The sequence below is a fragment of the Pseudoalteromonas sp. OANN1 genome (assembly GCF_024124685.1).
GTDB classification, from domain to species: domain Bacteria; phylum Pseudomonadota; class Gammaproteobacteria; order Enterobacterales; family Alteromonadaceae; genus Pseudoalteromonas; species Pseudoalteromonas piscicida.
On sequence record NZ_JAMXSE010000016.1, the window covers coordinates 103556 to 129445 of the forward strand.

At 42.6% G+C, this 25890-nt stretch carries 22 protein-coding genes and 1 pseudogene; 5 read left to right on the plus strand and 18 right to left on the minus strand.

Going from position 1 to position 25890, the window contains the following annotated elements; all coding sequences use genetic code 11:
• Positions 1-112: 112 nt before the first annotated feature.
• From NH462_RS14275 to NH462_RS14325, 11 genes are all read right to left on the minus strand, one after another.
• Complete coding sequence (locus NH462_RS14275; protein ID WP_010370231.1) at positions 113-820, minus strand: hypothetical protein; 708 nt, start codon at positions 818-820, stop codon at positions 113-115.
• Positions 810-1541: a hypothetical protein gene (locus NH462_RS14280; RefSeq protein WP_010370233.1), complete on the minus strand. Its 732-nt coding sequence runs from the start codon at positions 1539-1541 to the stop codon at positions 810-812. Before NH462_RS14280 ends, NH462_RS14275 begins: the two co-directional genes overlap by 11 nt.
• A complete protein-coding gene (locus tag NH462_RS14285; protein WP_253106203.1) occupies positions 1531-1890 on the minus strand; it encodes a cupredoxin domain-containing protein in 360 nt (119 codons plus the stop codon). The genes NH462_RS14280 and NH462_RS14285 overlap by 11 nt, the downstream gene beginning before the upstream one ends.
• A complete protein-coding gene (locus tag NH462_RS14290; RefSeq protein ID WP_253106205.1) occupies positions 1877-3163 on the minus strand; it encodes an ATP-binding protein in 1287 nt (428 codons plus the stop codon). The genes NH462_RS14285 and NH462_RS14290 overlap by 14 nt, the downstream gene beginning before the upstream one ends.
• 44 nt (positions 3164-3207) lie before the next feature.
• Positions 3208-3870, minus strand: coding sequence for a response regulator (locus NH462_RS14295; RefSeq protein WP_253106207.1), 663 nt, complete (start codon positions 3868-3870; stop codon positions 3208-3210).
• On the minus strand, positions 3867-4523 hold the full coding sequence (locus NH462_RS14300; RefSeq protein WP_253106209.1) for a hypothetical protein: 657 nt from the start codon (positions 4521-4523) through the stop codon (positions 3867-3869). Before NH462_RS14300 ends, NH462_RS14295 begins: the two co-directional genes overlap by 4 nt.
• Positions 4520-5311: an SDR family oxidoreductase gene (locus NH462_RS14305; protein ID WP_253106212.1), complete on the minus strand. Its 792-nt coding sequence runs from the start codon at positions 5309-5311 to the stop codon at positions 4520-4522. The genes NH462_RS14300 and NH462_RS14305 overlap by 4 nt, the downstream gene beginning before the upstream one ends.
• Positions 5311-5994, minus strand: a complete 684-nt coding sequence (locus NH462_RS14310) for an iron-containing redox enzyme family protein (RefSeq protein ID WP_102058320.1) — start codon at positions 5992-5994, stop codon at positions 5311-5313. Before NH462_RS14310 ends, NH462_RS14305 begins: the two co-directional genes overlap by 1 nt.
• A 13-nt stretch (positions 5995-6007) precedes the next feature.
• A complete protein-coding gene (locus tag NH462_RS14315; RefSeq protein WP_253106216.1) occupies positions 6008-7483 on the minus strand; it encodes an AMP-binding protein in 1476 nt (491 codons plus the stop codon).
• Positions 7476-8114 carry a thermostable hemolysin gene (locus NH462_RS14320; RefSeq protein WP_253106220.1) on the minus strand — a complete coding sequence of 213 codons (639 nt, stop codon included), beginning with the start codon at positions 8112-8114 and terminating at the stop codon, positions 7476-7478. The genes NH462_RS14315 and NH462_RS14320 overlap by 8 nt, the downstream gene beginning before the upstream one ends.
• Before the next feature lie 110 nt (positions 8115-8224).
• Positions 8225-9643: an MFS transporter gene (locus NH462_RS14325; protein WP_253106223.1), complete on the minus strand. Its 1419-nt coding sequence runs from the start codon at positions 9641-9643 to the stop codon at positions 8225-8227.
• A gap of 1106 nt (positions 9644-10749) precedes the next feature.
• On the opposite strand from NH462_RS14325, the gene NH462_RS14330 reads away from it, so the two are divergent.
• Together NH462_RS14330 and NH462_RS14335 are read left to right on the plus strand one after the other, a co-directional pair.
• The gene (locus NH462_RS14330; protein ID WP_253106226.1) at positions 10750-11622 is read left to right on the plus strand and encodes a trypsin-like serine protease; all 873 of its coding nucleotides are present in this window, start codon (positions 10750-10752) and stop codon (positions 11620-11622) included.
• A gap of 120 nt (positions 11623-11742) precedes the next feature.
• On the plus strand, positions 11743-12555 hold the full coding sequence (locus NH462_RS14335; RefSeq protein WP_253106229.1) for a response regulator transcription factor: 813 nt from the start codon (positions 11743-11745) through the stop codon (positions 12553-12555).
• A 107-nt stretch (positions 12556-12662) separates the two neighbouring features.
• Here the strand turns inward: NH462_RS14335 and NH462_RS14340 are convergent, their stop codons facing one another.
• The 3 genes from NH462_RS14340 to NH462_RS14350 are packed head-to-tail and all read right to left on the minus strand — an operon-like array spanning position 12663 to position 16513.
• Positions 12663-13751: an HlyD family efflux transporter periplasmic adaptor subunit gene (locus NH462_RS14340; RefSeq protein ID WP_253106231.1), complete on the minus strand. Its 1089-nt coding sequence runs from the start codon at positions 13749-13751 to the stop codon at positions 12663-12665.
• Between the two features lie 30 nt (positions 13752-13781).
• Positions 13782-15110, minus strand: coding sequence for a glycosyltransferase (locus NH462_RS14345; protein WP_010370267.1), 1329 nt, complete (start codon positions 15108-15110; stop codon positions 13782-13784).
• Positions 15107-16513: a diguanylate cyclase gene (locus tag NH462_RS14350; protein WP_253106234.1), complete on the minus strand. Its 1407-nt coding sequence runs from the start codon at positions 16511-16513 to the stop codon at positions 15107-15109. Before NH462_RS14350 ends, NH462_RS14345 begins: the two co-directional genes overlap by 4 nt.
• 244 nt (positions 16514-16757) lie before the next feature.
• On the opposite strand from NH462_RS14350, the gene NH462_RS14355 reads away from it, so the two are divergent.
• Positions 16758-18578: a leukocidin subunit S gene (locus NH462_RS14355; RefSeq protein WP_253106237.1), complete on the plus strand. Its 1821-nt coding sequence runs from the start codon at positions 16758-16760 to the stop codon at positions 18576-18578.
• A 297-nt stretch (positions 18579-18875) separates the two neighbouring features.
• A complete protein-coding gene (locus NH462_RS14360; RefSeq protein WP_253106240.1) occupies positions 18876-19244 on the plus strand; it encodes a VOC family protein in 369 nt (122 codons plus the stop codon).
• A gap of 134 nt (positions 19245-19378) precedes the next feature.
• Here NH462_RS14360 and NH462_RS14365 read toward each other — a convergent pair whose 3' ends face one another.
• The 3 genes from NH462_RS14365 to NH462_RS14375 all read right to left on the minus strand — a co-directional run bounded on the left by NH462_RS14365 (position 19379) and on the right by NH462_RS14375 (position 23909).
• The gene (locus NH462_RS14365; RefSeq protein ID WP_253106242.1) at positions 19379-19645 is read right to left on the minus strand and encodes a transposase; all 267 of its coding nucleotides are present in this window, start codon (positions 19643-19645) and stop codon (positions 19379-19381) included.
• Between the two features lie 370 nt (positions 19646-20015).
• Positions 20016-22157, minus strand: a complete 2142-nt coding sequence (locus tag NH462_RS14370) for a glutamate synthase-related protein (RefSeq protein ID WP_253106244.1) — start codon at positions 22155-22157, stop codon at positions 20016-20018.
• 12 nt (positions 22158-22169) lie between these two features.
• Positions 22170-23909, minus strand: coding sequence for a hypothetical protein (locus tag NH462_RS14375; protein ID WP_253106246.1), 1740 nt, complete (start codon positions 23907-23909; stop codon positions 22170-22172).
• Between the two features lie 394 nt (positions 23910-24303).
• Between NH462_RS14375 and NH462_RS14380 the strand changes: the two are divergent.
• Positions 24304-24531, plus strand: a pseudogene (locus NH462_RS14380) (mannose-6-phosphate isomerase).
• 211 nt (positions 24532-24742) lie between these two features.
• Here NH462_RS14380 and NH462_RS14385 read toward each other — a convergent pair.
• Positions 24743-25636 (minus strand): alpha/beta hydrolase, encoded by an 894-nt coding sequence (locus NH462_RS14385; protein ID WP_253106248.1) that lies wholly within the window; start codon positions 25634-25636, stop codon positions 24743-24745.
• Between the last annotated feature and the right edge of the window lie 254 nt (positions 25637-25890).

A 25890-nucleotide genomic window follows, 5' to 3' on the forward strand; every position in this document is an offset into this window, starting at 1 on the left:
ATCGTTTCCTTGATATCTATAGTTCGACTCTAAAGTTAGCAGCTAGATGCAGCATAAGCTAATGACATTTTTGCTGCATCTCCCCTTTATTTAAACAAAGTAAAAGCGACACTTAAAACTCAAATTCCAATGCGAGTCTAAAGCTATGATCTTTGCCAGATTGGCTGATCTCCGAAATAAAACCCGCTTCCCATTTCAGCTGCTTTTGACCTTCAAATCGATGCAGTCCGATAAACCCTGGGCCAACACCAAAAAAGTCTTCTCCGACATAGACTTCAATTGCTGGCTGAAAAGCACTATACAAGCGGTAGCGCAGTTGTGCTCTAAACTCAGATTCCCATTCATCCTCAATGTCCTTACCCCACTCCCTCACCAAAAATGCATTCATGGTAAGGCTCGTGCGGCCAAATTCCTTCTCAAATAAAAACCCTGCGGTAGCTTCATAGGCATCGAATTTATGGCGTTTTTCAAGCTCGAACAACATGCCTATATCCGCCCAGTAGCGCCCTTGCTCTACAAATTGCCAACGCGACTCTAACTCGTAAGCAGCCAAGTCAAAGTTGCCCTCATCGTCGCGCTCACCTATCGCGTAACCTTCGATAGTCATTGTTTCAGTGAGACTCCAACCAAGCCCTAAACGCTGTGCCAGCACGTTCCCTTGCTCGGTTTGCCGAGATAGTAGTCGCCACTCCAACTCACGCTCAAGCGGCATTACATAAGGATGATAAACTTTGTCCACCACCATACCATCCGCTTTTGCACTAAATGCCACCACCCCAAAAAAACTCACCAGCAGCGCGAGTAAAACATTATTTCGCATGCGCTGTTCTCCAATATGTACATCCCAAGAACGTAATCAACGCGCCTCCAAACCCTGCAAGCGTTGCAGCATTTGGTGTTGCCTCATACCCCACTAATACTCTTAGCACTCGACCAACAACACTGTGTTCGTCCACAATTTGTCGCAAGTCTATTTCAAGTCTGGCGGCACTAATTAAGTCCACTTGAAGCGCCAAGTCCAATGCAATCGACACCTTACTCGCACCGTGTAAAGCCAATAACAACAGCAACAACCAAGGTAAGTGCTTACTCTTCAACCAATCAAGGAAAAAGAAGAGTAGAATAGAAAAGCTCAAACAGATCCCCACACCAAGCGAGGTGCCAATAGCGAGGGTTTGACCATCCGCTGGCTTCGAATAAGAGAACGCAAAGCTTGCCAAATGGTGCAAGTACAATACCACTGCTAGTCCAAAGGCCAAGGCAGCAAGGGCCGTATGTCCGGTGCGTTTTGTTGCAATTATTAAGCAAAATAAACTGAGTAACAGACCTATTTGCAATAACTCGAACCCGCGATAATCAAAACTCGAGGCTATTTCTCCACCCAAAAACCATATGCCAAAACAGCCGACTAGCCCCGCACTCAGCGCGATGAGTGTCGTTTTAAGTGGTAAAGCAGCATTGGTACATTGTGCTAATAGTACCCAAAGTACAGTTACTGGTAATAATTGGTTCACGCTCACCACCACTGCATTAAGAAGCATTGCTTGGCTCCTTCACGATAACGATACCTTGTGCTGTATTTGGTGAAAACTCACCAAAAAAGCTATATTCACCTGGTGCTAGCGGGCCGATATAAATCACACTTTTACGGTTCGGAAAAAGCACTTTTTCACGATTAAGATCAAAACTGTCAAACTCTTCAACCTGAGGGTCTTGATTTTCGATGATGAGCTTTACTTTACGATTTGCAGGCACCTCAACTTGTGCTGGAGTAAATAAATGATTTTTAAGAATAATGGTATAACTTTCTTCCGCCCACAAGGCGAAACTACAGGTCGCCAAAGGCAAACCAAGCGCGAAAGACAGCGAAGAGACCTTAGTCCTTAGCATCCAGCCCCCTCGGTAAATTTACACAAACTCTAAGCCCACCTAAATGACTGCGAGCAAAAGAGATATCTGCGTGATAAATTGCAATTATATGATTGACTATCGCCATTCCTAAACCTGCCCCTTTTTCCCCTGAAGGGTGTTTATCTCCACCAACGCGATAAAATCTGTCAAAAATTCGCTCTATTTCCGCATCGGACATACCACAACCCGAATCATCAATTTGCCATACAACCCGCTGCGCATGCTGCTGAATTTTTACTTCTATGTCACCTTCAATTGGCGTGTATTTAATCGCATTACCAATTAGATTAGAAAATAATGTGGTTAATGTGAACTCACAGCCCTCTATGGTCGCTTCTGATGCTTCTAAGCTGATATTTTGTGATTTTTGTTCGATTCTCGGGTAACAGTTAGCAATCAAGTCTTGAGTTAATGCCACTAGGTCTTGCTGCGCAAATTGCTTATGCCACAGTTCCGGCTCTGTACGCGCTAACGTCAGCATTTGTTCAACCACATGGTTTAGCTGCTCAAGCCCTTTTGACATAGCAGTGGCACTGGGATGCTTAGTATCGTGCGTTAAATTATGCAGATGGATTTTTAAGCTTGCGATCGGCGTTTTTAACTCATGCGCGGCATCGGAAGCAAAATAACGCTCTTTAAGATATGCGACTTCAACTTTTTGAAAGAGGTCATTTAACGTCGCGATAACGATTGCCACTTCCGCTTTGTCGCTTTGCACTGTCAGCTGAGTAAAGTCTTTGGGGTTACGCCGTCTAAGCTCTTTAGAAAGATCTCGTAAAGGCTTTAACGCCGTATAAATAATCCATGCAATAAACACCGCAAGAAACGGCATGATCACCACCAGCGGCGTCATTGCAGATACAATCATGCCTTCAGCAAGGGCAAAACGCTTTTGTACCGGCTCTGCTACCAGTATTTGCCTTTCACCGAACGCTTCGCTGAAGGTTCTGAGTCTAGTCGCCCCCACATTTTGAGTGCTAAACCCAGCATCATAATTAAGCTTGTTCTTGTACTTAGCAAGTAGCTCACTGCCCGCAACAACTTGATTGTGCTCAAGGACTAAAAAGTAAAATGCGTTGTTACTCGCACCACTGGGCAGGGTAGTCGCAGTAACTTGAGTATTTACGAGTGTTGCGATGGACTCTAAATGGCTGTCTAATTGTGCTTGTGCCATCGCCATGCTGGAATGATAACCCCGTAGCAGCGCCATGGATGCAGTCAGCACCAAAGCTGACACTAAAATTAGGGTCAACTTTCTCGTTATGGAAGCACCTCCAAGCGAGCTTCTCGTGCCCACTAAGCCCCCTTGCCAACCACATAGCCAATGCCACGCAGCGTTTTGATAAATCCATCGGGCATTTTCTTACGGAGGTGATGAATATGTACCTCAATAGCATTAGAGCCTAAGGCTTCTCCCCAATCATAGAGCTTAGATTCTAACTGAGTTTTAGACAGCACACGGCCGCTGTTTTCCATCAACGCCTTGAGTAACATATATTCTTTACGAGGTAATTCTTGAGCGCTACCACTTACAAGCACCTCGTGACTGGCGAGATCTAACACGACATCGTTGCAGCTCAAGGTGCTGCTCACTTGTTTGGTGAAGCGTCGACCAATCACCCGCAAACGTGCAAACAGTTCTTTTGGCTCAAACGGCTTAGCCAAATAGTCATCAGCCCCTAAATCCAGCCCTGCAATTTTATCATCAAGACTATTTCTTACCGTTAGAATGAGCACAGCGGTTTGCGATTTGGTTTTTTTCAGCGCCTTGAGTACCGCCAAACCGTCTCCGTCAGGTAGACCTAGGTCAAGCACCACCAGCTCAAATTCCCCAGATTCAACAAAACTGATTGCTTGTCTTTGCGTCGGCGCATGCTCGATGGCATACCCTTCTTTTTTGAGTGATGCGATGAGCCCCTGTGCCAGTAGCTCATCGTCTTCTACGAGTAATAGCCTCATTTATTCCTTCTTTTTAGCTTTTTTTCGACTTTCGCCAGTAGCTGTGCCACTTCCTCTTGACGGTATTCATCTGCTTTTTCTCTACCTAGACGGCTTGGCGCATTCTGCGCTTTTTTCAAGTGTGCAAGTGCGGCACTATAATCACGTTCGTCATATAAAAACTGTGCATAGAAATAGTTTACATCAATTCCTGCCGGATTGATCGCTAATGATTCTTGGAACAACTTTTTCGCCTTTTTATCGCTGCCAAACCCAATTGGCCAGCCTGGGACCTGAGCATAGAGCGTGCCCAAGCTCGTTAATGCAGAACCAGACAGTGCGTTTTTATCAAGTTCAATGGCTTTTTCGAATGAGGCTTTCGCTTCTTTGGCAAGACCAAGCGCCCCCAAGCCACCTTTCGCTCCCGCAAAGCTCGACTGCACAATACCACGCCAGATGTAAGCTTCTGCACGATCTGGATATTGTTCAACAAATGCCACGCACTGCTTAACCAACTCTTCAAATGCTTTTTCTTGGGCATCGCCCTCGGTTTCATAATTTACCATTGCCCATTTAGTTTGGACTTGGCTAAGATCATCGTCAAATGCTGCCCAAGCACCTTGACTGAATACCAGTAATGTTGCTGAAGCTAACAAGGTTTTTAGTGCGTTCATCGTAATGACTCCTTAGTGGAAAAAATGGTTTGGATGGTTTTCACTTTTTTGATTAATGCGTTATCAACAAGCTCTGGTAACAAGCCATTGAGTCTCGCAAAAAATCTTTCAGGAAAACCTATGCCAGCACGTTTGGTGTTGCTATGGAGCAATTTCATAAAGGCTTGTGCGACGACCTCTGGCGAGTCCATCTGATTACCTAGTGCATGGTTTACAGCTGTCGCGCGATCGTCATTCATTTCCGTTGTGGTTGCGCGTGGCGCAAGATATTTAACCGCTACTTGGTTATCGAGTTCCCGCGTCAGTGCCTCTGTAAAACCACGCAGACCGAACTTGCTAGCGCAATAACTGCTTTGATATGGAAAGCCGATAGCACCAAACGCTGAACCTACATTAACTATGGTGCCATGGCTTGAGATCAGTTGTGGTAAACAGGCTTGACTAACTAGCATGGGCGCTAATAAATTCGTCTCCATCTGCTTTTTCAAGTCAGTAGGTAAAATTTCAGCAAACCCAGCCATGGTATTAATGCCGGCGTTGTTGACGAGTAAGTCAACCCCACCCATAGTCGCCGCTTTTCTCGCGATTTGTGTCGCAGCATCCTCAGCGGTGATATCTAAAGCAAGATAATCGTGTTCTCCGGATAACCCTGCTATCACCTGCTTTAATTTTTCGCTGTCTCGACCAATCAGCAAACAACGCCAATTATGCATGGCCAACTGTTTACTAATGGCCCGGCCGATCCCCCGAGATCCCCCGGTGATAACGGCAAGTTTTGTTGCTTTCATCAACCTACCTCCGCAAATTCAACACCTGCAGGCACCGCTTCAATATTGCGGAATATGTCGCCGTACAAGCGATAAAACTGTTTAGCGCTGTGAATAATGATCGCTTGCTCTTTTTCACAGCTGATCTTGTTCATCAGCCCTGCAAAAAAGTCAATATGCTCAACATCTAACGCGCCATGAGATGTTAAATAGGAAAATGCGCTACGAGGCAGACCAAGTTTCTTCGCAATTTGACGAGCTGCATCATCGGCAAGTGCGATGGAAGTGCCCTCAAGCACATTAACCATGCCAAAAAAGCTCAATGGATGTTTACGAGCGATACTGTCGTACGCATAAGACACCATCATTTCAGTTGCGAAGCTTGGCATGCTATGACGTATTACTTCTTTATCCACACCACAGGCGGCAATATCATTAAGGATCCACTCTTGGTGCCCCATTTCTTCTTCGATGTAATGCCCTATCGCTTCTCGCAACCATTCTTTACTGTCATCTAGTCTTGCGCCACACGCCATAAGGAGTGGTACTGTGTGCTTTACGTGATGAAACGCCTGCTGTAAAAATGAAACGTATTGGCCTTTGGTGATCTGACCATGAAAAACATCATGAATAATGGGTGCGCTTAGAAGATATTGGCGCGCTTGTTCCGTTTCTGATTGTAGGGTTTGGTAAAAGTTACTCATTGTCGTTTTCCTTTTAAACCGAAGCCACAGGCTCTGCCACTTCGTATTGATTCTGGGAGTAAAGCGCTGAAATTTGCTGCGCGAAATTAGCTAAAATCACGTCGCGTTTAGGTCTCCCGTTCGCGGTAAGCATGCCGTTACCTATCGAAAAGGCTTCATCTACGTGCACATAACATTTTATTTGGGCGTAATCAGGGAGTTGCTGGTTGGCAAGCTCAATGGCGTTATCAATCACAGCTGCTGTTAGTTGTGCCGGAGTGTATATAAGCGCCGTTAAAAATGGCTTGCCATCACCCACCACAACGCATTGCAGTAAAGGTACATAGGCAAGCAAAACGGACTCCGGCCACTCAGGAGAAATATTGCGTCCAAAGCTATTGATCAGAACATTTTTTAGCCGGCCTTCGATGACAAAATGCTGCTCACGCTTCGACACTCTATCGCCGGTTTTTAACCACGTATCTTGGGCTATCGCTTCGCCGCCTAAGTAACCTAAAAAGTTATTCCCTTTGATCTCTAACTCATCTGCCACAATACGTGCCTGAATATGAGGCAGTAACTTACCAACGCTACCATCTTGCTCACCAGTATTCAGTGCAACAACAGACCCCGACTCGGAAAGCCCATACCCTTGAAACACAGGTAAGCCCAGCCGTTTAGCTTGCTGTAGCAGTTCAGTGTCAACTTTAGCGCCACCGACCGCAATAAAGCGTAAACTTGCGGGGGGTTGCCACCCTTGCTGTGCAGCGCTTATCAGGCAACGCAGCAGCTCAGGCACTAAAATTAAGCTATTTGGTTGTACTTCACTTATCTTTTGCAGCAACTTTTGTGGATATAGCAACTGGCTGCCCGAAAAGCCTAGCGACGCAAGTTCGGTTACCTCAACCATGCCACCACTCAGTAGCGGCGCATACACACCCGCGATGTTTTCTAGCAACACAGGTAGCGGTAATAAACACAAGTGCTTAGGGCGATTAAGTGCGATGGTTTCGCATAAACTGCTCGCCACGACAAGTTGGTTTTCAACCGACAGACATACGCCTTTTGGTGCGCCTGTTGAACCTGAGGTATAAGTGATCTTTTGCGTTTTAGGAAAATAGGTTCCCGTACTTTCGCACCTAGTTTGATATACATAGATTGCTTGACCATAGACATCCAACACCGAAAATTCAGCGCTATTTTCAAGCTTGGTATCGCTGATCAACCAGTTTGCTTTTGACTGCTCAAGGGTGTGTTCAACTTGCGCTGTGGTAAAGAAATGAGGTACTGGAATAGACACTTTATTCGCTTGTAATAGTGCAAAATCTACCAATAACCAAGCGATAGAGTTGTCTAACGAAACCGCAACACTCTCACCACTCATCACAATAAAGCGCTCAGCCAATGCTTGCGTGTAAGACTTTACCTCAGCAAAAGTGAGACAAGTTTGCCCTTGTTGTAAAATCACATCACTGTCTTGATGTGGCAGTTTTTTTAAGAAATCACACATATAAAAATGCCTCTTTTAAGCTCGCGATTTCCACCTCGAGTCCTTGTAGTAAGTGTTGATACATTTCGGTGTTTGTGATCACCTGCTGGGCTTGATGTAAATCGACCGAACAAACCATCGGAGCACATTGATAATAGCTGCCATAATCTTTGGCTGAAGCGATAGTGCCGTGTGCTAAAGAAATCTTGTTAACCTCGACTTGGCATAACTTCATCAATGCACGCACTTGTTTGGTTGCCGTAAACACCAAGTAGCGGATGTCACTCTCAAGCAGTGCTTGAGTCAGTACAATAAAGTGGCTTAACGTTGCCATTCGGCCTGTTGAGAACAAATTGCCAAGTTCTGCGATATGAATACGCTCTGAAACCGTTGAGAGGCACTGCTCTACCGAACGATTAAGATACTGCTCGACAAATAATGCGTCTTTGGCTGCAAATCTAAGACCTAAAAAGCAATCGCTTTGACGGTAGTTTAAATGGCTTAAAAGGGGATAATACTCATGAATGTCAGCGCCAAAAGCATGGGCAAAACCACTGTGGATAGCGTGCTCCAATTCAGCGCGCAAGCCGCAAGTCTTGTTTGCCCATCTAAGACGACTTTGTGAGTTTGTTGCTTGTAGTGCTTCACCCATCGTTTTCACACCTTTCCTGTTCTGATGTAAAAACTTTAAAAAGCGAAAATTAAGAAAACCTTAAGTTTGAAAAAAGGACGAAAAAATTTTTCGTGATACGTATTCTACTTTTAAAACGCTTGCTTTCGGCTAATCACAAATACGGCAACGAGCGAAACCAAAATAAACAGTGCGGCGAGTAAAAAAGTCATTGAAAATGCCATATTCAGCTGTGCAGAGCTTGCCAAAGCCGCACTCTTTACCTGCAACAACACGCTAAATACACCACCAAGTAATGAGGCTCCGGTCATTAGCCCTAAGTTTTTACATAAATTAATGAGCCCAGATCCCATACCCTTTTCTTTTTCGGCTACTGTCGTCATCACAAAGGTATGGTGAGCCGCTAGAAACAACTGCCTTCCGGGAGTTAACACAAATAACGCCACAATATAGCCATAAAGTCCAAATAATGAAGGTAAGATTGCAAAGCTAATTGTCCCAATGAGGATCATCAGCAAGCCCAAAAACATGGCAAACGCGATACCAAAATGATCAACCACCTCGCCTGACGGATAACCAGCAACAGCAGCAATACAAGGCCCGATAGACACAATAAGTCCAACCGTGACTGGGCTTAGCCCTAACGCATAAGTAAGATAAAAAGGCCCGACAACTAATGTCGACATCGCGATGGCGTCAACTATAAAGCTCACGATTAACGAGGTATTGCGTAGCTTGTGTTTAAGAAAAGCCAAACTCACAAGTGGAAATTGAGCACGCTTTTGGCTTTGTACAAAACAGTAGATAAAAGTCACTGAAAATAAGAAAAATACGCTATGCAAGACAAGACTAAACGAACTACTCGATGGCATAGCCAACACATAAAATAGGCATGACGCCGACAGCCACACGCTTCCAATAACATCAAAACGCTGCGGCTCAGGTGGATTTGCAACATCATCAGGCAGAAATCTTGCAATTAAAAAGTTAGCTGCACCACCGAGCAATATCATCAACCAAAAAGTGAACTGCCATGATAACCACTCTAGCATTGCGCCACTTAGCAATGGCCCCAGTGCCGTGCCAATCGCAGCGGTAGTACCGAGTAGCCCCATTGCAAGTCCAACTTTACGCTTTGGCATCGCAACGCTTGCCAGCGCAAATACTTGGGATAATAACAGCGCAGCGCCAATGCCTTGGAACAGCCTAGCAGCAATCAGCATCCAAAGATTTACGCTCAGCCCTGCGACAATGGAGCCCACGCAAAAGACGCTAACCCCAATGCGCAGTGCCCTTTTTCGGCCAAGGCTATCTCCAATAGCGCCAGCACCAAGAATAAACGCGGTAAGCGAAAGCAAATATGCCACAACGACCCAATTCACCAATGCCTGCCCCACGCCAAACTCCTCAGCAAGTGTTGGCAACAAGACATTGATACTACTCATGCCAAGCGTAGGCAAAATGAGTACCACAGCCAAGCTGAACAACACCCGCTTTTGTCCGGCCCCCAGAGCAATTTTATCCTCTGTATTTACCGTATCTTCTAACATGCGTTACCACTCCTACCATTGCGCCATGCTAATAAGTGGTGACTGTACTACTTCAAGTGAACTTGAAGTCAAGTGTGGTTAGATTTGAAGCTTGATTGGATTAACAGCAAAGCCTTAGATAGTTTTAGCGAATCGAAAGCCAGTAACTTAACGTGCTGAGCAGCGGTGATTGGCTCTACGGCGCCGCACTTTGATTATTAGATCCCTAATACCTTGTCGCTATGTTATTTATCACATTTTGAAACTGTAATTGTTGTCCAAAAACCTCTATTTTATGAATTACTTGCGCTTCAAGAACAAACACTATCCCGTGTGCTTCCTCTTTGTTGTAACTACTAAATATCGTAATTTCTTGAATAGATTTTTGTTGGACATTTTGTATTTGATAGGTGCTTGCGACCTCTTTTGAAAGTACCCGGAGCCAAGCAGGCAACTTCATTCTTGAATCGACCTCAAACAAACTCCGTACAAATTGATGTTCATGCCCAGATAAATCAACAGCAGGTATAAACCTTTTCGGGTCTAACGTTTCGTGAAGTAGTTTGCTGTTTTTAAACGTCAACACTAACGTTTCAGACACATGCGAAATAGTGATAGGTGAGTCGACCTCTAACTTTGACGACCTTCGATAAGATAAGCTCTTGAGCGCTAACCTGCATGCCCCAAAGCAATAGAAAAGTTGCAAATATCATCCTTATCATGCGTTGTTCCTTTCAATTTATTTTATGTGAGTACCGCAAAGCGATTTAGCCTTCAGAGATCTCCTTGCAAGCAACTCGCTTTTGATTGCATAAACGGCAAATAGCCTAGCCTAGAGCACGTAAATTAATTTTACCTTAATGCTGTTACCTCACAAACTTGATTGCACCAGTCACATTTCTTATCAATCATATTTCCCAGCTAATTTGCAATATTTTTGGCGTCATAGCATGACAATAACCATTTATTTTTATTTCTTTTAATCTGGTGATCGTACAGATATTTTTGAAGGAGAGCACCGCATAAAAAAATAGGTACATTTATTAATGCATTGAAAAGAAAGTTTCAGTATGATGATTTATTGGCCACTTTGGAAATAATAACAACATAATAAATAAGGAATAATGATGAAATACCTTGCCATTTTTTTGCTCATGTTTGCCTCTTTTCAGAACCATGCGGTTGTCAAAAGACATGATGTTGACCCTGACTTGTATAAGGTTAACAGCATCCCGCAGTTTTATGTTGATATGCCATTCCAAGGCGGTTCGGTGTTAATCGATAAGCATTGGTTGTTGGCACCAGCTCACGTCATTTATACGTTTATGTATGACTACCAAGACAAACCTATCATGGTACATGGCGTTGAAAATCAAATTGCACAAATCATTATTCATCCGGATTACAAAAAGGTAGAAGGTGATTGGAGTGAAGGCGACCCGACACCGCTTATGGAGCAGCTAAATAACGCCAAAGACATTGCATTAATTCGCTTAAGTAAGCCTGTGACACACATTCAACCCATCGCTATATATGAGGGAAATGAAGAGTTAGGCATGGAAATAACTGGGTTTGGTCGCGGCGCTATCGGAACGGGGATAACCGGTGAAGAGCATGACTCTGAGGGACCAAGCCTAACGACCTATGCATGGTATCAAGTCACCAAATTTTTCTCAGATTGGGCTTTCACTCAAGATGACTATCAAATGCATGTTTACAACAACGTGATCACAGAAGCAAAAGCCCACTGGCTCAGATTTACCTTCGAACAAGGAGCCGATGCGTTGCCATTAGAAGGCACTATAGGCTCTGGAGATAGTGGCGGCGCAGCAATCATTTATCAAGGCTCAACACCGGTATTGGTTGGATTAGCAGCGTGGCGAGAAATTGAAGGCGATTTGGAAAATTATACTTTAGGTAAATACGGTTCAACCGCAGTATTAACACGTGTATCTTATTACCAAGATTGGATATATAAGCATATCAATAAAGGCCAGTAACAAGTAAAGCACGTCTAAAAAACAGACCATAAAACGGTTGCTAAATTTACCAGCGTCTAATCTAGGTTAGTTTTTATCTGCTGTAAATTTCAACCGTCCATAGCTAGATGCGGAGGTTTTATGGATTACAAAAAATTGTTACCTTGTGAAAATTTATCCTCTTTTATCAATTGCTTTTGGACATTGGAGATTACTGCAGATAAAGGTGCCGCAAAGCAACGTATTGTCCCCGACGGCTGCATTGAGCTGGCCTTTATATTGGGCGACGATATTAAGCGCTATACATCAGAACATGACTACATACTGCAACCGCGCGCAATGGTACTTGGCCAAACCGTTTCACCTTTTTATATTCAACCAACCGGATACGTCCATACCTTTTCGGCCAGCTTCTTTCCGTATGCCTTTTCCCACTTTATTTCGAAACCGATAAAGAGCTTAAAAAATCAAGAAACATCGATTTACGAGCTATTTAAACCCGAAGAAGCCGCGAAGCTTGAAAGCGATATCATCCAAGCGCGAAACACAAGCCAAAGGATTGAGATTTTAGAGGCCTTTCTCCTTCACAAGCTCAGCGACCCGCGGACAATTGAGCACATTGTAAAAACAACGGTAGACATTATCTTTGCACAAAATGGCGATATATCGGTTAATGCAATCACCAAATCAAATCCCAACAAAAGGCGCCAACTAGAGCGAAAGTTTTTAGACCTTGTCGGTATTAGTCCAAAACATTTAAGTAAACTTGTACGCTTGCAAAGCGCTTTGACACTCCTCATAAATCGTGAAGACAATCTCACCAACATCGCGTACAAAAGCAATTATTATGATCAATCTCACTTTATTAAGGACTTTAAAGCGCTCACGGGGGTAAACCCGCGAGCGTTTCTCAATGACGAAAGCATGACGCTTTCACGGCTTTTCTATAAATAAAGAGGGTACAACACGCAGACTCCGTTACTAGCCCCTCTCGGCAAATCCCCCCTAGAATAGTGCCCAAGTCGCGAAGCACTACCCGAACTTTGGGTCAATACTTATGCTTATCCCTTTGTCCACAGGTCCGAAATACGGCTTACCGCCTGTCTTTCAAACAGTATCGTAACGGGTAACCCTTCAATTTGATATTCCGCGGGTAAACTTACTTTTAATATCAGCTTTAATGCTGCCTTTTGGCCTTCAAAAGGTCCTGATAACTGCGGTGGAATTTTGCTCGTTAGCTCAGTGTATTCATTAATGACCGCATCAAACCGCTTACCATTGGGCAATTTTACGACCGCTTTCTGCCCGATTTTTGAATACTCTAAATACTTAGGTGCGAGATACCCGTGTACTTTTACTGTTTTTTCAGTCACAACGGAGAACAATGGCTCATTAACCACAACATATTGACCCTCTTGGACAAATACATCATTCACCCTACCTGCAAGCGGTGTATTAACTGTTAAACTTTGGTTTAATGCCGACAAACGTGCAAACTCGATTGTTAATTGTTGATAGCGCTGGCCTTTTAAGCCGTAAAGTCTTTCCATGTCTTGCCGCTCTTTCTCTCGTAAAATATCAACCTTAGTCTGCTCCAAATTAAGCTCAGCCGCATTTAGAGCTGCTACAGCACTAGCCAAGTTAGATACAGGTACAACCCCACGCTTTTGATACTCTTTATATTTATCCAGTAAATCTTGCTGTCGTTCCACGCCATGTTTTGCGACAGCCTTTCTCGTCTCTAGTTGACTTAGAATATCATCAGTAAATGGCGTTTTCTGTTGAGTTAATGAAAGCAGCTGTCGATTCACTTCTTGATATTGACCAGATAATTCAAAATTATATAGCTCTAGTAGCTTCTGATCTTGTTTTACTAATTCTCCCAGCAACACTTCTACCTTCTCGACTGTGCCACTGCTAGGGGCACTGATCACCAAAGGCTCGCTAGTAACTATACCTACAGCTTCAACTTTGAACTGAGGGACAAGGTAAAACCAAGCAAGAATACACACAGGGCTAAATGCAATAACCAGTAATAAATACCATCTAAATTGATAAGACACTCTTTTTGGCCCTGTATAAGGGATCTTAATACCGTGCTCTTGGGTGGGGTGATCAACTTTAGTCGACCCTTTAAATTTAAGTTTCATATGCATACCTATTGAAATATGTTCAAAGGTTTAAAACTTCTCGCCGCGTTTAAGCACCCACCATGGTGCCATACTTGTCTCTTCGTGAGAGCGTCGCACGAGTTCGTTCAATAAAGCAAAACAACATACTGTTCTCATAAAAAATGCATATATTGGATATAGAGGGAGCCAAAAGGCGAGTTTTAAGTCTTGCTTGGGCCTCTCGGAAATACTGACTAAAACCAGAAAGTAGAAATAGCTGATGGTGAATAGATATAAGCCATAGATTACGATGAATAGCGCTAATGCAAATTGCCACGGGAATAAGAGCAGCACTGCGACAGAGTGAATTAAAATCACGAATGGCAGAATAACATTTTGAATGTAGCCATAAAGAAGTGTAAAAATAAAACTCTTCCAGCCAAGTAATTTAGGTGTAAATGCTGGCCAGTGTTTTCTTAGATATAGAAATAGTAAATCTCCATCCCAACGTAAGCGTTGTTTTACCAAATCTCCTACTGTGCTTGGCGCATCGGTATGTGCGATTGAAGCAGTTGCATAGGGCACCTCCATATTTGGGTAGCGTCGAAAATATTGTTTGATCCGAACGGTCAAATCTAAATCTTCTGCTGTATGCGTGTCCCAACCACCGATTTGCTTCAAAAAATCGCGTCGAAATGCCCCAAAAGCACCAGATATATTGTTGATCATGTTACATTGGGCTAATCCAGTCTTTCCGCCTTGCATGGAGACCAGGTATTCTATCGCCTGCATTTTTGTCCACATAGATTTATCTACATTTCGAACTCGTAGCGCCCCACCGACAGCTGGCACATCTGGATTTTCAAATAAGCGTACCAAATGGGATAACATATCATTGTCAAAGGAGGTATCAGCATCAACATTGACGATAATTTCACCTGTGGCAAAAGACAAACCAGCATTTAATGTTGATACTCGCCCTCCCCTTTGCCATTTAGGTAAGAGAACAATATTACGACTTGGTCGATTAAATACTCTCTTACAATATTTGGCAGCCTCATAGGTATGGTTGTTTTGTACAGCACCATCAATTACTGCAATAATTTCAATTTTCCCGGGGTAGGTTTGTTCCATTAGTGAAATAATGGTTTGTTTAACGGCCTCTCCCTCGCTGTAACAAGTAATAATGCAGCTTACATTGGGTAGATAGTGGCTCGCAGTAGACTCATAAGTGCTTTTTAATTTTAGCCATTTACAAATTCCAAAGGTAATGAGAATAAAAAGCGGGAGCTCGTAGGCTAAGTAAAGAGGAATAAATAAAACCAACAACGATAAGTAACTTTGCACCCAAACAACAATTTGCATGGTTAGATACTCTAATAATGAAATCAGGTTCATAGCTCTACTCCAGTATGTTCATTAAACGCATCGTCAAGCCAATTGCCTACTTCACTCATCAAAACAGCAGAGGGCAAACCTACGGCACGTATCGATAACGCAATATCTCCACCCGATTTCAATGCGCTGATCCCTTTTAATTTAGTATAAATAGAATCCAACTGGCTTAGCGTTGTATTCGGTAACAGCAGCAATAACGTATGTTCACCAGCTAAACAGCAAATATCGGTCGTTCTAATCGTTTCATTTATCCGACTTTCAAATTCATCTAATAACTGTATAGCACGCAGTTCACCAAAATTTTCTATGAAGGAGAGTAAGTTACGCAGCTCTACTCTGACTATAGAGTGCTGTTGTTGATGGCGTATTCCCAACTGATTTTGCCACTTAACGAGCCATTCAAAGTGAGCATAGTCAACTGCTTCAGCCCCGGGTAAGTGAACATTATTAAAGCGATTTCCCAACTTTATTAGACTTTTTCCTGCCTGAGATATACCAAAGCTGTGAATATTCTGAATAATTAAATCGTCTACACTATTGCATTCATTACAACTAAAGCAGTTAGCAATCACTTCTGCATCAACGAAGCTACTATGACACTGATTGCACTTTTGGTTTTCAATGGGACGGTCGTAATCAACACCAATATGACGAAGCCGAGTACTACAGTTAGGGCAACTTAACCCTACGCCATGTTTAAATTTAGCCTCTTCATTTACATGACCGCAATTAAAGCAATGTAAACTTGTGACTAACTCAATATCGATGCTCTGACAGCTAGGACAAGCATCAACGTAATTTAAATGACCAGACCGACAACTTCGGCAGAAGCGAACTCGGTCGATTAGTTGTTTTGGTTCGATAACCTTTCGTCTTCGAATACCTGACAACCAAGTAAAGATCTCCTGTGGCGCTACGCCAAAGCTTTCTAGTAGGGGATAGGAATAAATACTCTTAATGCCCGAATCATGGCTTGGCATCACCTCTGCATCTTTAAAAATCCATAAGTAGGCCAACAGCTTCGTCATCGTTGATTCAATTGATTCATGACCTATCGCTAAACGATTGCTTCGCTGGAGAAATAGCTGATACTCGTGAACACATTGGGCATTCCAAACACCATTAGCTAGTACAGCCGACAACTTACATTGGTTTGTAACGCATATATAACTACACCATAAATACTCATGACTTCGCAGAGCCATTAAAACCCGACTCTGCTGAGCTACATCCGTACCTAGAACGATTAGCACAATTTGGGCGTTGCTCTCGATCCGTTTCATTAAGTCATCTAGAGTGGAAAAAACAGAAAACTTAATGTTGTCAAAGCTTTTATCTGACGTACAACCATTACCCAACCAAACATACGTTGAGCCTTTTACTTCACTATCAAAACTCGACATTTCAACCTCACTTCAACGAGTTGAACAAACTCTTATTCCGATAATTGCAATAATTTTAAACATTTAGCTCCACTCCAGCGTTTATTACAGTTCCATTACTAATCCCTTCTCATTAACATGCAATTTTATTAACGAAATATACATACAAAAATACTATATAAAAATTCAAAAAAACGAAATAGTATAAAAAATGAACGGCAATTCACCCAAACTTTACACTAACTAATAATTTAAGGCTATAAAAATGGTAAGCATACATAAGGTAGTTACACTACAGCTAGTGGGTTTAGCAATATTAGCTTTACCTCCTCTTACACATGCAGCAATGAGCGACGACAGTGCCTGCATTGTTAGTCGGCAGACACAAGAATCATATTGTTTGAAAGCAGGTGAACGCTCAGGGTATTCATTACCTGACCATATTTACAACCATGAAGTCGATGTGATTGCTCCTCCGGGATTGGGGGTAATGCTAAGTGACTGGGATAATTTATCTTACAATCGCATCGCAACATTTACTGGATACACAAACAATGCCCAACTACAAAGGGTCACAGCGAAAGATGGTCAAGAGTTAGACTTCTCTCACCCTCGCTCCATGAGGGTTGTAAGTACACAATCCCAACCCCAAGCTTGTATCCGTAGCCTAGATACTGGCGATAAGTTCTGCTTAGAAGCAGGGCAGAGATCAGGATATAGCCTACCTAACTACATCTACGGGCATGCAGTAGAAGTGATAGCGCCACCAGGACTAGGGGTGGTGTTAAGTGACTGGGATAATTTATCTTATAACCGACTAGCAACCTTTACTGGATATACAAACAACGGTCGGTTAATGAATGTACAAGCTCGAAATGGCGAAATGCTTAACTTTTCTACTCCCCGATCCATGTCTGTAATTAACGTTGATAGTCCACAACAAGCGTGCATAAAAAGTTTAAAAACGGGGGAGCTGTACTGCTTGCAAGCAGGTGAAACCTCAGGTTATTCACTGCCTAGCTATATTTACCGACATGAGGTTGAAGTTATAGCACCAGAGGGATTAGGTGTCGTACTCAGTGACTGGGATAATTTGTCTTATAACCGCATAGCCACATTCACAGGTGATGTCAGTAATAATATGCTCGAGAACAATCTTGCAAAAAATGGGGATTATCTTGATTTCTCAGCCCCCCGCTCCATGAAAGTAATTAGTGTCGCCCCCAAAGTAGAGTTCACAAGTATTGAAAGCGTAACGGCGACTTCTGTTCCGTATAGCAACGAATTTATCTTTAAAGTCAATTTCACAGAGGAAAGTCTTGGCACTGAACAATTGAACATCCAATTCCAACATGAGTTGAAAAATGCAAAAGAGCAATATACATCGATTGTATATATCAGCTTTGATGGTGGAGCTACTTGGCCTAACATCTTAGATGTGTCAGACCTTGCAGACATCTCCATTCCTAAAGGCACACAAAGTGTATGGATTAAAGGTTTATCATTGCCAAATGCACAACAAGGAGAAAAATTAACACTGCAAGCATGGTTCAGTCGTGCTGAGACAGACTATTACAGAGCCACTCTTGATTTAAGTGAATTTATTGCAATGAACTTTAGTCGTGTCTCTCATATCAAGACTATCTCAAGAAGTTATCAAGGGCAGAGAAACGACACAGGAAAAGAATGTATCATTAAAAAGATCTTTAAACTTGAGAATGTACCGGGCTATTGCACTCAAGCTGCTGAAGGAGACATAGTGACAAGCAAGGTTTTCTTTGACAACCCAACGACTTCACAGACGCATCTCTTCGTTCAATTCGTTAACGGAACTGCAAAAAAAGATACTGATATCCGATCTATACAAGTGACGGTTTCTTACAAAGATTATAACGAGAAGTACACGCTGAAAGTTAATTTAAAAGACTTTAAGGTCTTAAATCTACCGGAGGGTGTAGAGCAAGTTCGTTTCTCATACCGAGTATACAAAGATAATGTCTCTGAGGATGCTGAGTATTTATCATTTAAAGCTTGGACCGTAAACGATGACGTAAACTACAGCCAAATCACCATTTCTGAAAATTAAGATCTAACCATTATTGCTACCCAAGGAGCGTATTTTTGGGTAGCAATAGGTTTATTGCCATGTTGCAGCTGATATGTAATCCCTTCACCAAAAGGCGACTACAACGATAACAAAGACGCTTCAATTTATGCACTAATTGAAATTGACACTGCCGATGCTGTCGCTTTTTTACAATTGATTGCTGCCCACTCACTCTATCTTACAACAGTACTCGTTAAACCCTACACGAGTCCATCAATCTCAGGGCTAGTCACACCATGTGCTGGCAGCCACACATAAGAAAATAAGGATGGCAACATGCATAACTTCGCATCAATTTTTGAAATTCCAGCAACCGATTTAACGCGTGCCGTAAAATTCTACAGCAACATTTTCACTGTCACGATTGAAATCATTGATATACCTGAAATGACAATGGCACTCTTCCCGTACGAAGGGCAATCTACCGTAGGTGTGATTGTTCAAGGTGAAGGTTGCACTCCTTCCAGCACTGGCGTCACTCTGTATTTAAACGCGGGTGAAGATTTACAGCTGGTGCTATCAAAAGTAGAAGAAAACGGTGGAAAAATACTGGCCCCCAAGACCCCACATGCAGACGAAAGCGGTTTTTTCGCGTTATTTTTAGATACAGAAGGCAACCGGTTAGGGCTGCACTCACCAAAGTGAACGTAAGGATAAATTATCCGGAAATCTGTGCTTAAATTTCTGTGAAAATTGTAACTCCACTTCACAAGCAAATGCGACGCTGACATTAAATTGAGTTCTTAAATGCTCAATCCAAGCCCTGCGCCTACTTGTTTTTACTGCTTTTTTGCAATGATATCCTCAAGCATCGAGTGCTTTAGGCTAAGCGTTGCAAACATATCTTTTAGCTTACGGTTTTCTTCTTCAAGCTCTTTGAGGCGTTTAATATCAGACGCTTCCATACCACCATACTTTGAGCGCCATTTGTAAAATGTACTTTGGCCGATACCGTGTTTACGGCAGATTTCTGGCACGGGAATACCTGACTCAGCTTCCTTGATCATGCTGACAATTTGAGTTTCGGTGAACTTGCTTTTTCTCATCTTAAATTTTCCTATTTTAGTTAATGGAAAATTCTACTTATGAACTGTTTCATTTTTCTGGGGGAGTTACAGTATGGCGTTCAAAAGTTAATGGGGCAACACTTGGCTTAGTTGTTACTCAACGAGTAACTTATAAGGTAACAACCAAGCGTAAATACAGTGATGCCATTACTGATAACCTGTTGAGCCGGAACTTTAATCCTGTAGCACCAAACCGAGGGATGAGCTGGTGAATTGACATATTGCAAAAAATCCCACAGTTTGGGGTTCTAGGGATTTTCCCCCCTCGAAAGTAACATAGAACCCCTCGAATACTAATTAGCTGGTGGCATTACCAGTTAAAACACATGCATATGCCAACAAAAAGTTATTACTTTCCAACATATCTTAGGGCCAATCTAAAGCTTTTAAAGTTGGCTGCGGGTCCATTCGGATCTGAACCACTGCGTTGTTCGCTTCCAAAGAAACCGCTATAGTATCCACCCCGCAAATAGATATCTTGACCAGAAAAGTCGTTGGTCATGGTAAAGTCGTAAATATAGCTATAAAGATCGTACAAACCATAAGCATTAGGTGGCGCTATTGTGCCAACTCTAAGCATATCATTGCTATGGGCTTGTGCTGGAGACATACCAGATAACTCCTTGCCTTGTTTGTTCAATGGCAGAGGGCCGGAATAATATTGTGTTGTAGTACCTGCACGGCAAGCATGGATCCATTCTTCTACACTTGGCAAAGAAACTTCCCAACCAGTGCCCACCAGATCACTATTCAATTTTGCAGCAAAGTCAACACACTCTTGACGAGTTACTTTATTCACTGGGTTATCATCAAGTTTAAACTCACTTGGTGTTGTACCTGTCACTCGCTGCCATTCTATTTGACTAATCTGAAATTTCCCTACGTAATAAGGTTCCAAATGGGAAGAATACGTATTTCCCCCTCCAACGGGTGGTACCAACCGCATTAATGCTCCAACACCTAAGGTATTCAGGACTATTTCTAACGGGTAACCTGCTTCAACATACTGTTTTTGTGTTAAATAGGCCTGTTCACTGCCGCTCGCTAATGTCACACCTTCACACAGTTGCTCAAAGCTTTCCAACTGTTTGACAGCAGATATTTTTATTTTGCTCTGACTGATTAGGTCATGTAAAGCCAGCTTACCCGCACTATCAGGTAATTCAACCGGAGTAAAATCGTTTGTAATTCCGGCATAAGCAATACCGGTTAATTCCGATATTTCTTTATGCCAGGTGGTTAAGTCGTCCATGGAAAACTGACTTAATGAATTGTGACCACAGGCTCTTGCCATAATTTGCATAAGGTGTGTACTGGCATAAAAGAAACTATCGAGATCATCCGCTCTATTAGCTATGTTCAGTTTATTAACCAGATTTTGATCCTGAGTAGCAATGCCTGCCGGGCAGTTACCTGAATTACAAATTCTTGCGCCAACACAACCTATTGCCTGCAGCACACTGTTTGATAAAGCAATACCATCCGCTCCCAGCGCCATAGCTTTGATAAAATCAGCCGGGACCCTTAGCCCACCTGTAATGATTAGGGTTACTGAATCTGAGGCTCCCTTTTTTATTCCCTGGGCATCAAGATAATTTCTTGCTCGGGCTAGCGCAGGAATAGTTGGAACAGAAATATGATCTCTAAATATATTGGGTGCAGAACCTGTACTACCACCTCGGCCATCAAGGATGATGTAATCAGCAGTGGCATCCAAAGCAAACTGAATATCACGTTCAATATGGTTTGCGCTGATTTTAAAACCAATGGGCACGCCATCCAGCCCTTCCCTTATCAGGTCAGCAAAGTCTTTGAATTCACCCGGACTTGTAAAGTCCTCGTAGGTAGGAGGAGAGATTGCTGTTTGGCCTTCTGCAATATGACGCACCTCAGCAATCTCTTTGGTAACTTTAGCGCCTGGTAAATGACCGCCGGTACCCGTTTTCGCGGCTTGTCCGCCTTTAAAGTGGAAGGCTTTAACTTTGCCGTTATATTTTTCAAAAAATTCTGCTTCTTTACCTGGTTTAATACCGTTTCGAGCAGTCCCCATTTCAAACAGGTAACGATTATTGGCGGCCAGTTCCTCTGCCAGTATTCCTCCTTCGCCAGAGCAAATGCCAGTACCTGCGTAGTTTGCTCCTTTAGCTAACGCTATTTTAGCGTTTTTTGATAAGGCACCATAACTCATGTCTGAAACAAACATGGGTATATCCAACACTAAAGGGCTTTTAGCTCTGGGACCAATAACCAGCTGAGTATTGACAGTTTCTCCGTCAAATAGCGGCTTTTTTGCGAGTTGGGCAGTTAACAACTGAATATCGTCCCACTTAGGTAAGGTATTTTTGGGAACCCCCATTGAAGTATTGGGGCCGTGATTGATATGGCCTGACTCATCTGACGCAAGCTCTCGACCGAGTTCAATCAGTTCTATTATGTCAGCTCGTTTATCTTCAATACTGCTTTTGATCTGTCTTTTTAATTCGGTATCCATATCTTTACCCCTTTATTTTGCACGCAAGTATTCTGTTAGAACGGCTTTTACATCATCGGGAAACTGCCCACTTGGCGGCATAGGGTTGACGGTTTCATATAAACGGTTAATGATCCGCTCGCGTATTTCAAGCCGCTTAAAGTCGGTTTCCGTGACCAATCTAGGTGAAGCCATATCGCTGGTATGGCAGAAGCTACAATGGTCCTGGAGATATTTAAGCGGTTGTTCTTTTACCCTGGTCATGGTCCAGTGTTCGTCCCATGAACAGTTATTGTCTTTCGCAGAACAACCTTTGATGTGTTTTATCGCCTTGATATAACGAGCAATGCTTTGTTTCTCGCGCTCGGCGTTTCGTTCAGCCACTGAATCATGCTCAAGATTAAGCGGCAGTAACCCATCGGTTAGTACTTTCTTGTCGTGAAAGCCTTGGTTTCGCAATGTTTTGGAAACATTACTTAAGTAAAGTTTTGAGCGAATGTGATACTTTTTAACATCAGCTGGGTTTAGCTGCCCAAGGACAAAGCCTGAGTGCACAAATCGATCGCCGTAATCAGCATTACCTATGGCATGACAAACGGTACAAGGCTTGGCTTCTTCGTCCATTAATCGCATCGGGTGATTCCATTCATTCTTCTTCAAGTTTTTATAATACCCATCTTCGGTGTCAAAACCTTCAGATTGAGCTAACTCATCTATATAAGCTGCAAGCTCTCCTTTCTGATCAAACGGTGATATAGGATCGTACAACATACCGGGCCGACGCTTTGGAATAACACTTTCACACTTGGTATTTAGGCGCTCGCGACGAGGCATATTTTCCCTAGCCGCTTCACATTCCTTTATGCTGTTGTAATGCTGTGAGCAGGATTGAGTTTTAGGATCAACAGCGCAGGCAACAGGCTCTGTAAAAGGAAAACGTACAAATGGTCCCTGAGAATGACAGCCGACACAACCACCAACAGGTAATGACCAATGTTTGACCGACTCGGGATCAAAGTCGGTGAAATTTGGTGGTGGAATTTCCTTACCGGTAACTAGAGGAATAGCCGCTTTATTTTTAATCTCTTCTCTAGTTTTGCCAGTTTTTTCATCCACTGAAGTTAAGGTCCATTTCCCCTTAACTTCCGCTTCTAATGTTGGCTGACCAGCAAAAAAACAGGTTTTCCCAGTGTCTCGGTTGTAGCCTATCATGCCAAGCTCGTTATAAAGATGTGGATCATCCATTATCTTGTTGTTTTTTCTACATATATAAACCCAGTCAACTTTATTACCATTAGCCAATACATTATTAATGTATTTAATTCTGTCACCGGGAACACAGCCAACATTTTTCATATCGCGGAATATCGCACTGGGTTTGTCACAAGTGGTAATATCAGCAAAACCACTGCTATTAAAACTGACTTGCTCACTTCCACTACCAAACCTTGGAATGCTTGCCGGCGTGTTGTGGCGGTTTAGAGAAACAACAGAGCCGTCTGCCATGGTTCTGGTCATGGGGATCGGCTGAGCCAACGTGCAATCAACCTTTTCAACAGGAATTTGACCAAGCTCTTCTTCACAAATTTCAAAGTACTTTTTGTTAATCAAAACTTCGATAGTGGTTGGCTCTGGTCGCCTTTTGGTTATAGGGTCACCCTGCCCAGAATATATATACCCATCAGGTAATTGTTGAGTACTGTTAGCCTCTTTTGCAACGACGAAAAAGCTAAGACATGAGAGAAATAAAATAACTTGGACTACATTTACCATAACAAACCGCCCCTGATTAACTGCCAACGTACTGTTGACCGCAATGACTAACAAATATATAAAAAAATTAACACAAGGCCGTTCATGAAGATATTACATAGTATTACATTCAAGCTGACTTGAAATTCGTTGGGAGAGCCGCAATTATCTTGTTCTGCTTGATTGGCTTTGCAGAAGATAACCTCCCATTTCAGTCATATCAGGACTTCCAAACTTGAATATCGATATACAGCTAGATGGGGTTCGATGTTACTTTAGGGAAAATACCTAGATTCCCATTTTGATGTGATAAAAGGCAGCTTTCTCGACGTGTATCAAAGGTAAACGCCTCCGAATTTCTGCTCCAAGATAAACTTCGCCAAAACCCAACCTAGTTTGTGAGTACACTCGACTTATAAACTAACATTCTGATCAGCCTTATAAGTGGCATGTTAATGACGGTGAAGAAGTCTTTGTTGTGTTAGATGGTGCGGTTGACATGTTTTACAAAGAGAATGGCGTTGAGCAATCAGCCCTATTGCAAACTGGTGATATTTTTTATGCGTCAATTGGCACTGAGCATGTTGCTCATCCTCGTGGCGAGGCGAGAATTTTGGTCATAGAATCAGAAGGTAGCGTATAAGGTTTGGGTCGGTGTTAAACACCGATATCCGTTAAACTGGACAAGTCTAAACTTGAACTGTCAGAAGCGGAGATTCATTTAGGGTGCTCATAAAGTCGACCTAGCAGCAAGAGAGCTCAGTGACGCTCGGCATAGCCGCTTCGTCACATTTGAGCCATTAGTTAACTACGCTCTTCTATTTGATCAACATCAGCAAAACAACAATTGCGAATTAGTGGGAAAAATTATTTTGCTTTATCCATTGTATCGCAATATCTAGAGGCTCTGCTTTATTAGTATTGTGGCCTAGCGATGGAAATAATACATATTCAAAAGGCTTGCCTTTAGCTTTCATCCTATTCAGTTGCTCGATACACATTTTGACTGGGACCTGTATGTCCTGCTCTCCGAAGAGCCAGAGCCCAGGTATCGATAAAGAATTCAAAGAAATTTTCGGGTCCGTTGCTTTAAAATCATATCTGTCAGGATCATTTAACGTATGTTCACGCGATTCTTCATCAGTATGAGTTTTCCAAAAGTCTTCTCTACCATTTGTATAAAACTGAAACCTAAGTTGTTCCAGAGTTGTGATTGTAGGGCTACTGAAGAGAACCATAAACTCTACTGATTGATTATTGAGTGCGGCAATTGGAATAATCCAGCCAGCCTGACTCGCGCCAATAAGTCCAATCGATAACTCTTTGTCATAACCATGAACCACATCTACCGCAGCACTTGCATCTTTCGCAAGCAAAGTTAAATTATCAACACTTATATTATTGGTTCCCACCTGAGGCCCTACGTAAACGCCACCAGATTCACCAACACCGCGCTTATCATATGTCAAAACTAGTAAGCCTTTCTTAGCCAATGACTGTGCTAACTTAGTCATGCGTGGGACAGGATCAGAGCCGTGCACTAATACTACCGCAGCTCGTGCATCTTTAGGTATATACATGCTCCCTGATAATTTTACACCTTCGCTTTCAAAAACGACCTCTTCTACAATAGTAACGTCATTTGGTTGGCGTTTTTCTTCGTTGAGAGTGTGACTTTGGTCTCTATTGTTTGTAGTACAACCTGACGCAAAAATTAGTAAAAACAAAAAATATCCGAGGTTTCTCATTTTTTAATCCATTATGAAATTAAAGAAACCTTGAGACAGCAAGGTTTGCGCCAACATAAAAACCAATGATTTCAGTTCTTTAATATTCTCATTTTCGACTAGAGTACTCAATATGACCACTAATTAGTCCCGAATTCAACTCTGAAGTGCGACACTCTCTACAAAATTAAGCAGCCTGTGTCATTTCTTTGAATACCACTGCTGGCTGCTTAAAGCTCAAACACTTTCTTGGCCGATAATTTATCCGCGACATA

What these genes read in the sequence shown, in the direction of transcription:
- NH462_RS14335 (WP_253106229.1), top strand. Translation starts at nt 11,743, where the DNA reads ATGGATTACAAAAAATTGTTACCTTGTGAAAATTTATCCTCTTTTATC.
- NH462_RS14345 (WP_010370267.1), bottom strand. Translation starts at nt 15,110, where the DNA reads ATGAACCTGATTTCATTATTAGAGTATCTAACCATGCAAATTGTTGTT.
- NH462_RS14375 (WP_253106246.1), bottom strand. Translation starts at nt 23,909, where the DNA reads ATGGTAAATGTAGTCCAAGTTATTTTATTTCTCTCATGTCTTAGCTTT.
- NH462_RS14275 (WP_010370231.1), bottom strand. Translation starts at nt 820, where the DNA reads ATGCGAAATAATGTTTTACTCGCGCTGCTGGTGAGTTTTTTTGGGGTG.
- NH462_RS14280 (WP_010370233.1), bottom strand. Translation starts at nt 1,541, where the DNA reads ATGCTTCTTAATGCAGTGGTGGTGAGCGTGAACCAATTATTACCAGTA.
- NH462_RS14370 (WP_253106244.1), bottom strand. Translation starts at nt 22,157, where the DNA reads ATGGATACCGAATTAAAAAGACAGATCAAAAGCAGTATTGAAGATAAA.
- NH462_RS14325 (WP_253106223.1), bottom strand. Translation starts at nt 9,643, where the DNA reads ATGTTAGAAGATACGGTAAATACAGAGGATAAAATTGCTCTGGGGGCC.
- NH462_RS14365 (WP_253106242.1), bottom strand. Translation starts at nt 19,645, where the DNA reads ATGAGAAAAAGCAAGTTCACCGAAACTCAAATTGTCAGCATGATCAAG.
- NH462_RS14360 (WP_253106240.1), top strand. Translation starts at nt 18,876, where the DNA reads ATGCATAACTTCGCATCAATTTTTGAAATTCCAGCAACCGATTTAACG.
- NH462_RS14310 (WP_102058320.1), bottom strand. Translation starts at nt 5,994, where the DNA reads ATGAGTAACTTTTACCAAACCCTACAATCAGAAACGGAACAAGCGCGC.
- NH462_RS14330 (WP_253106226.1), top strand. Translation starts at nt 10,750, where the DNA reads ATGAAATACCTTGCCATTTTTTTGCTCATGTTTGCCTCTTTTCAGAAC.
- NH462_RS14305 (WP_253106212.1), bottom strand. Translation starts at nt 5,311, where the DNA reads ATGAAAGCAACAAAACTTGCCGTTATCACCGGGGGATCTCGGGGGATC.
- NH462_RS14340 (WP_253106231.1), bottom strand. Translation starts at nt 13,751, where the DNA reads ATGAAACTTAAATTTAAAGGGTCGACTAAAGTTGATCACCCCACCCAA.
- NH462_RS14350 (WP_253106234.1), bottom strand. Translation starts at nt 16,513, where the DNA reads ATGTCGAGTTTTGATAGTGAAGTAAAAGGCTCAACGTATGTTTGGTTG.
- NH462_RS14385 (WP_253106248.1), bottom strand. Translation starts at nt 25,636, where the DNA reads ATGAGAAACCTCGGATATTTTTTGTTTTTACTAATTTTTGCGTCAGGT.
- NH462_RS14295 (WP_253106207.1), bottom strand. Translation starts at nt 3,870, where the DNA reads ATGAGGCTATTACTCGTAGAAGACGATGAGCTACTGGCACAGGGGCTC.
- NH462_RS14300 (WP_253106209.1), bottom strand. Translation starts at nt 4,523, where the DNA reads ATGAACGCACTAAAAACCTTGTTAGCTTCAGCAACATTACTGGTATTC.
- NH462_RS14320 (WP_253106220.1), bottom strand. Translation starts at nt 8,114, where the DNA reads ATGGGTGAAGCACTACAAGCAACAAACTCACAAAGTCGTCTTAGATGG.
- NH462_RS14355 (WP_253106237.1), top strand. Translation starts at nt 16,758, where the DNA reads ATGGTAAGCATACATAAGGTAGTTACACTACAGCTAGTGGGTTTAGCA.
- NH462_RS14285 (WP_253106203.1), bottom strand. Translation starts at nt 1,890, where the DNA reads ATGCTAAGGACTAAGGTCTCTTCGCTGTCTTTCGCGCTTGGTTTGCCT.
- NH462_RS14315 (WP_253106216.1), bottom strand. Translation starts at nt 7,483, where the DNA reads ATGTGTGATTTCTTAAAAAAACTGCCACATCAAGACAGTGATGTGATT.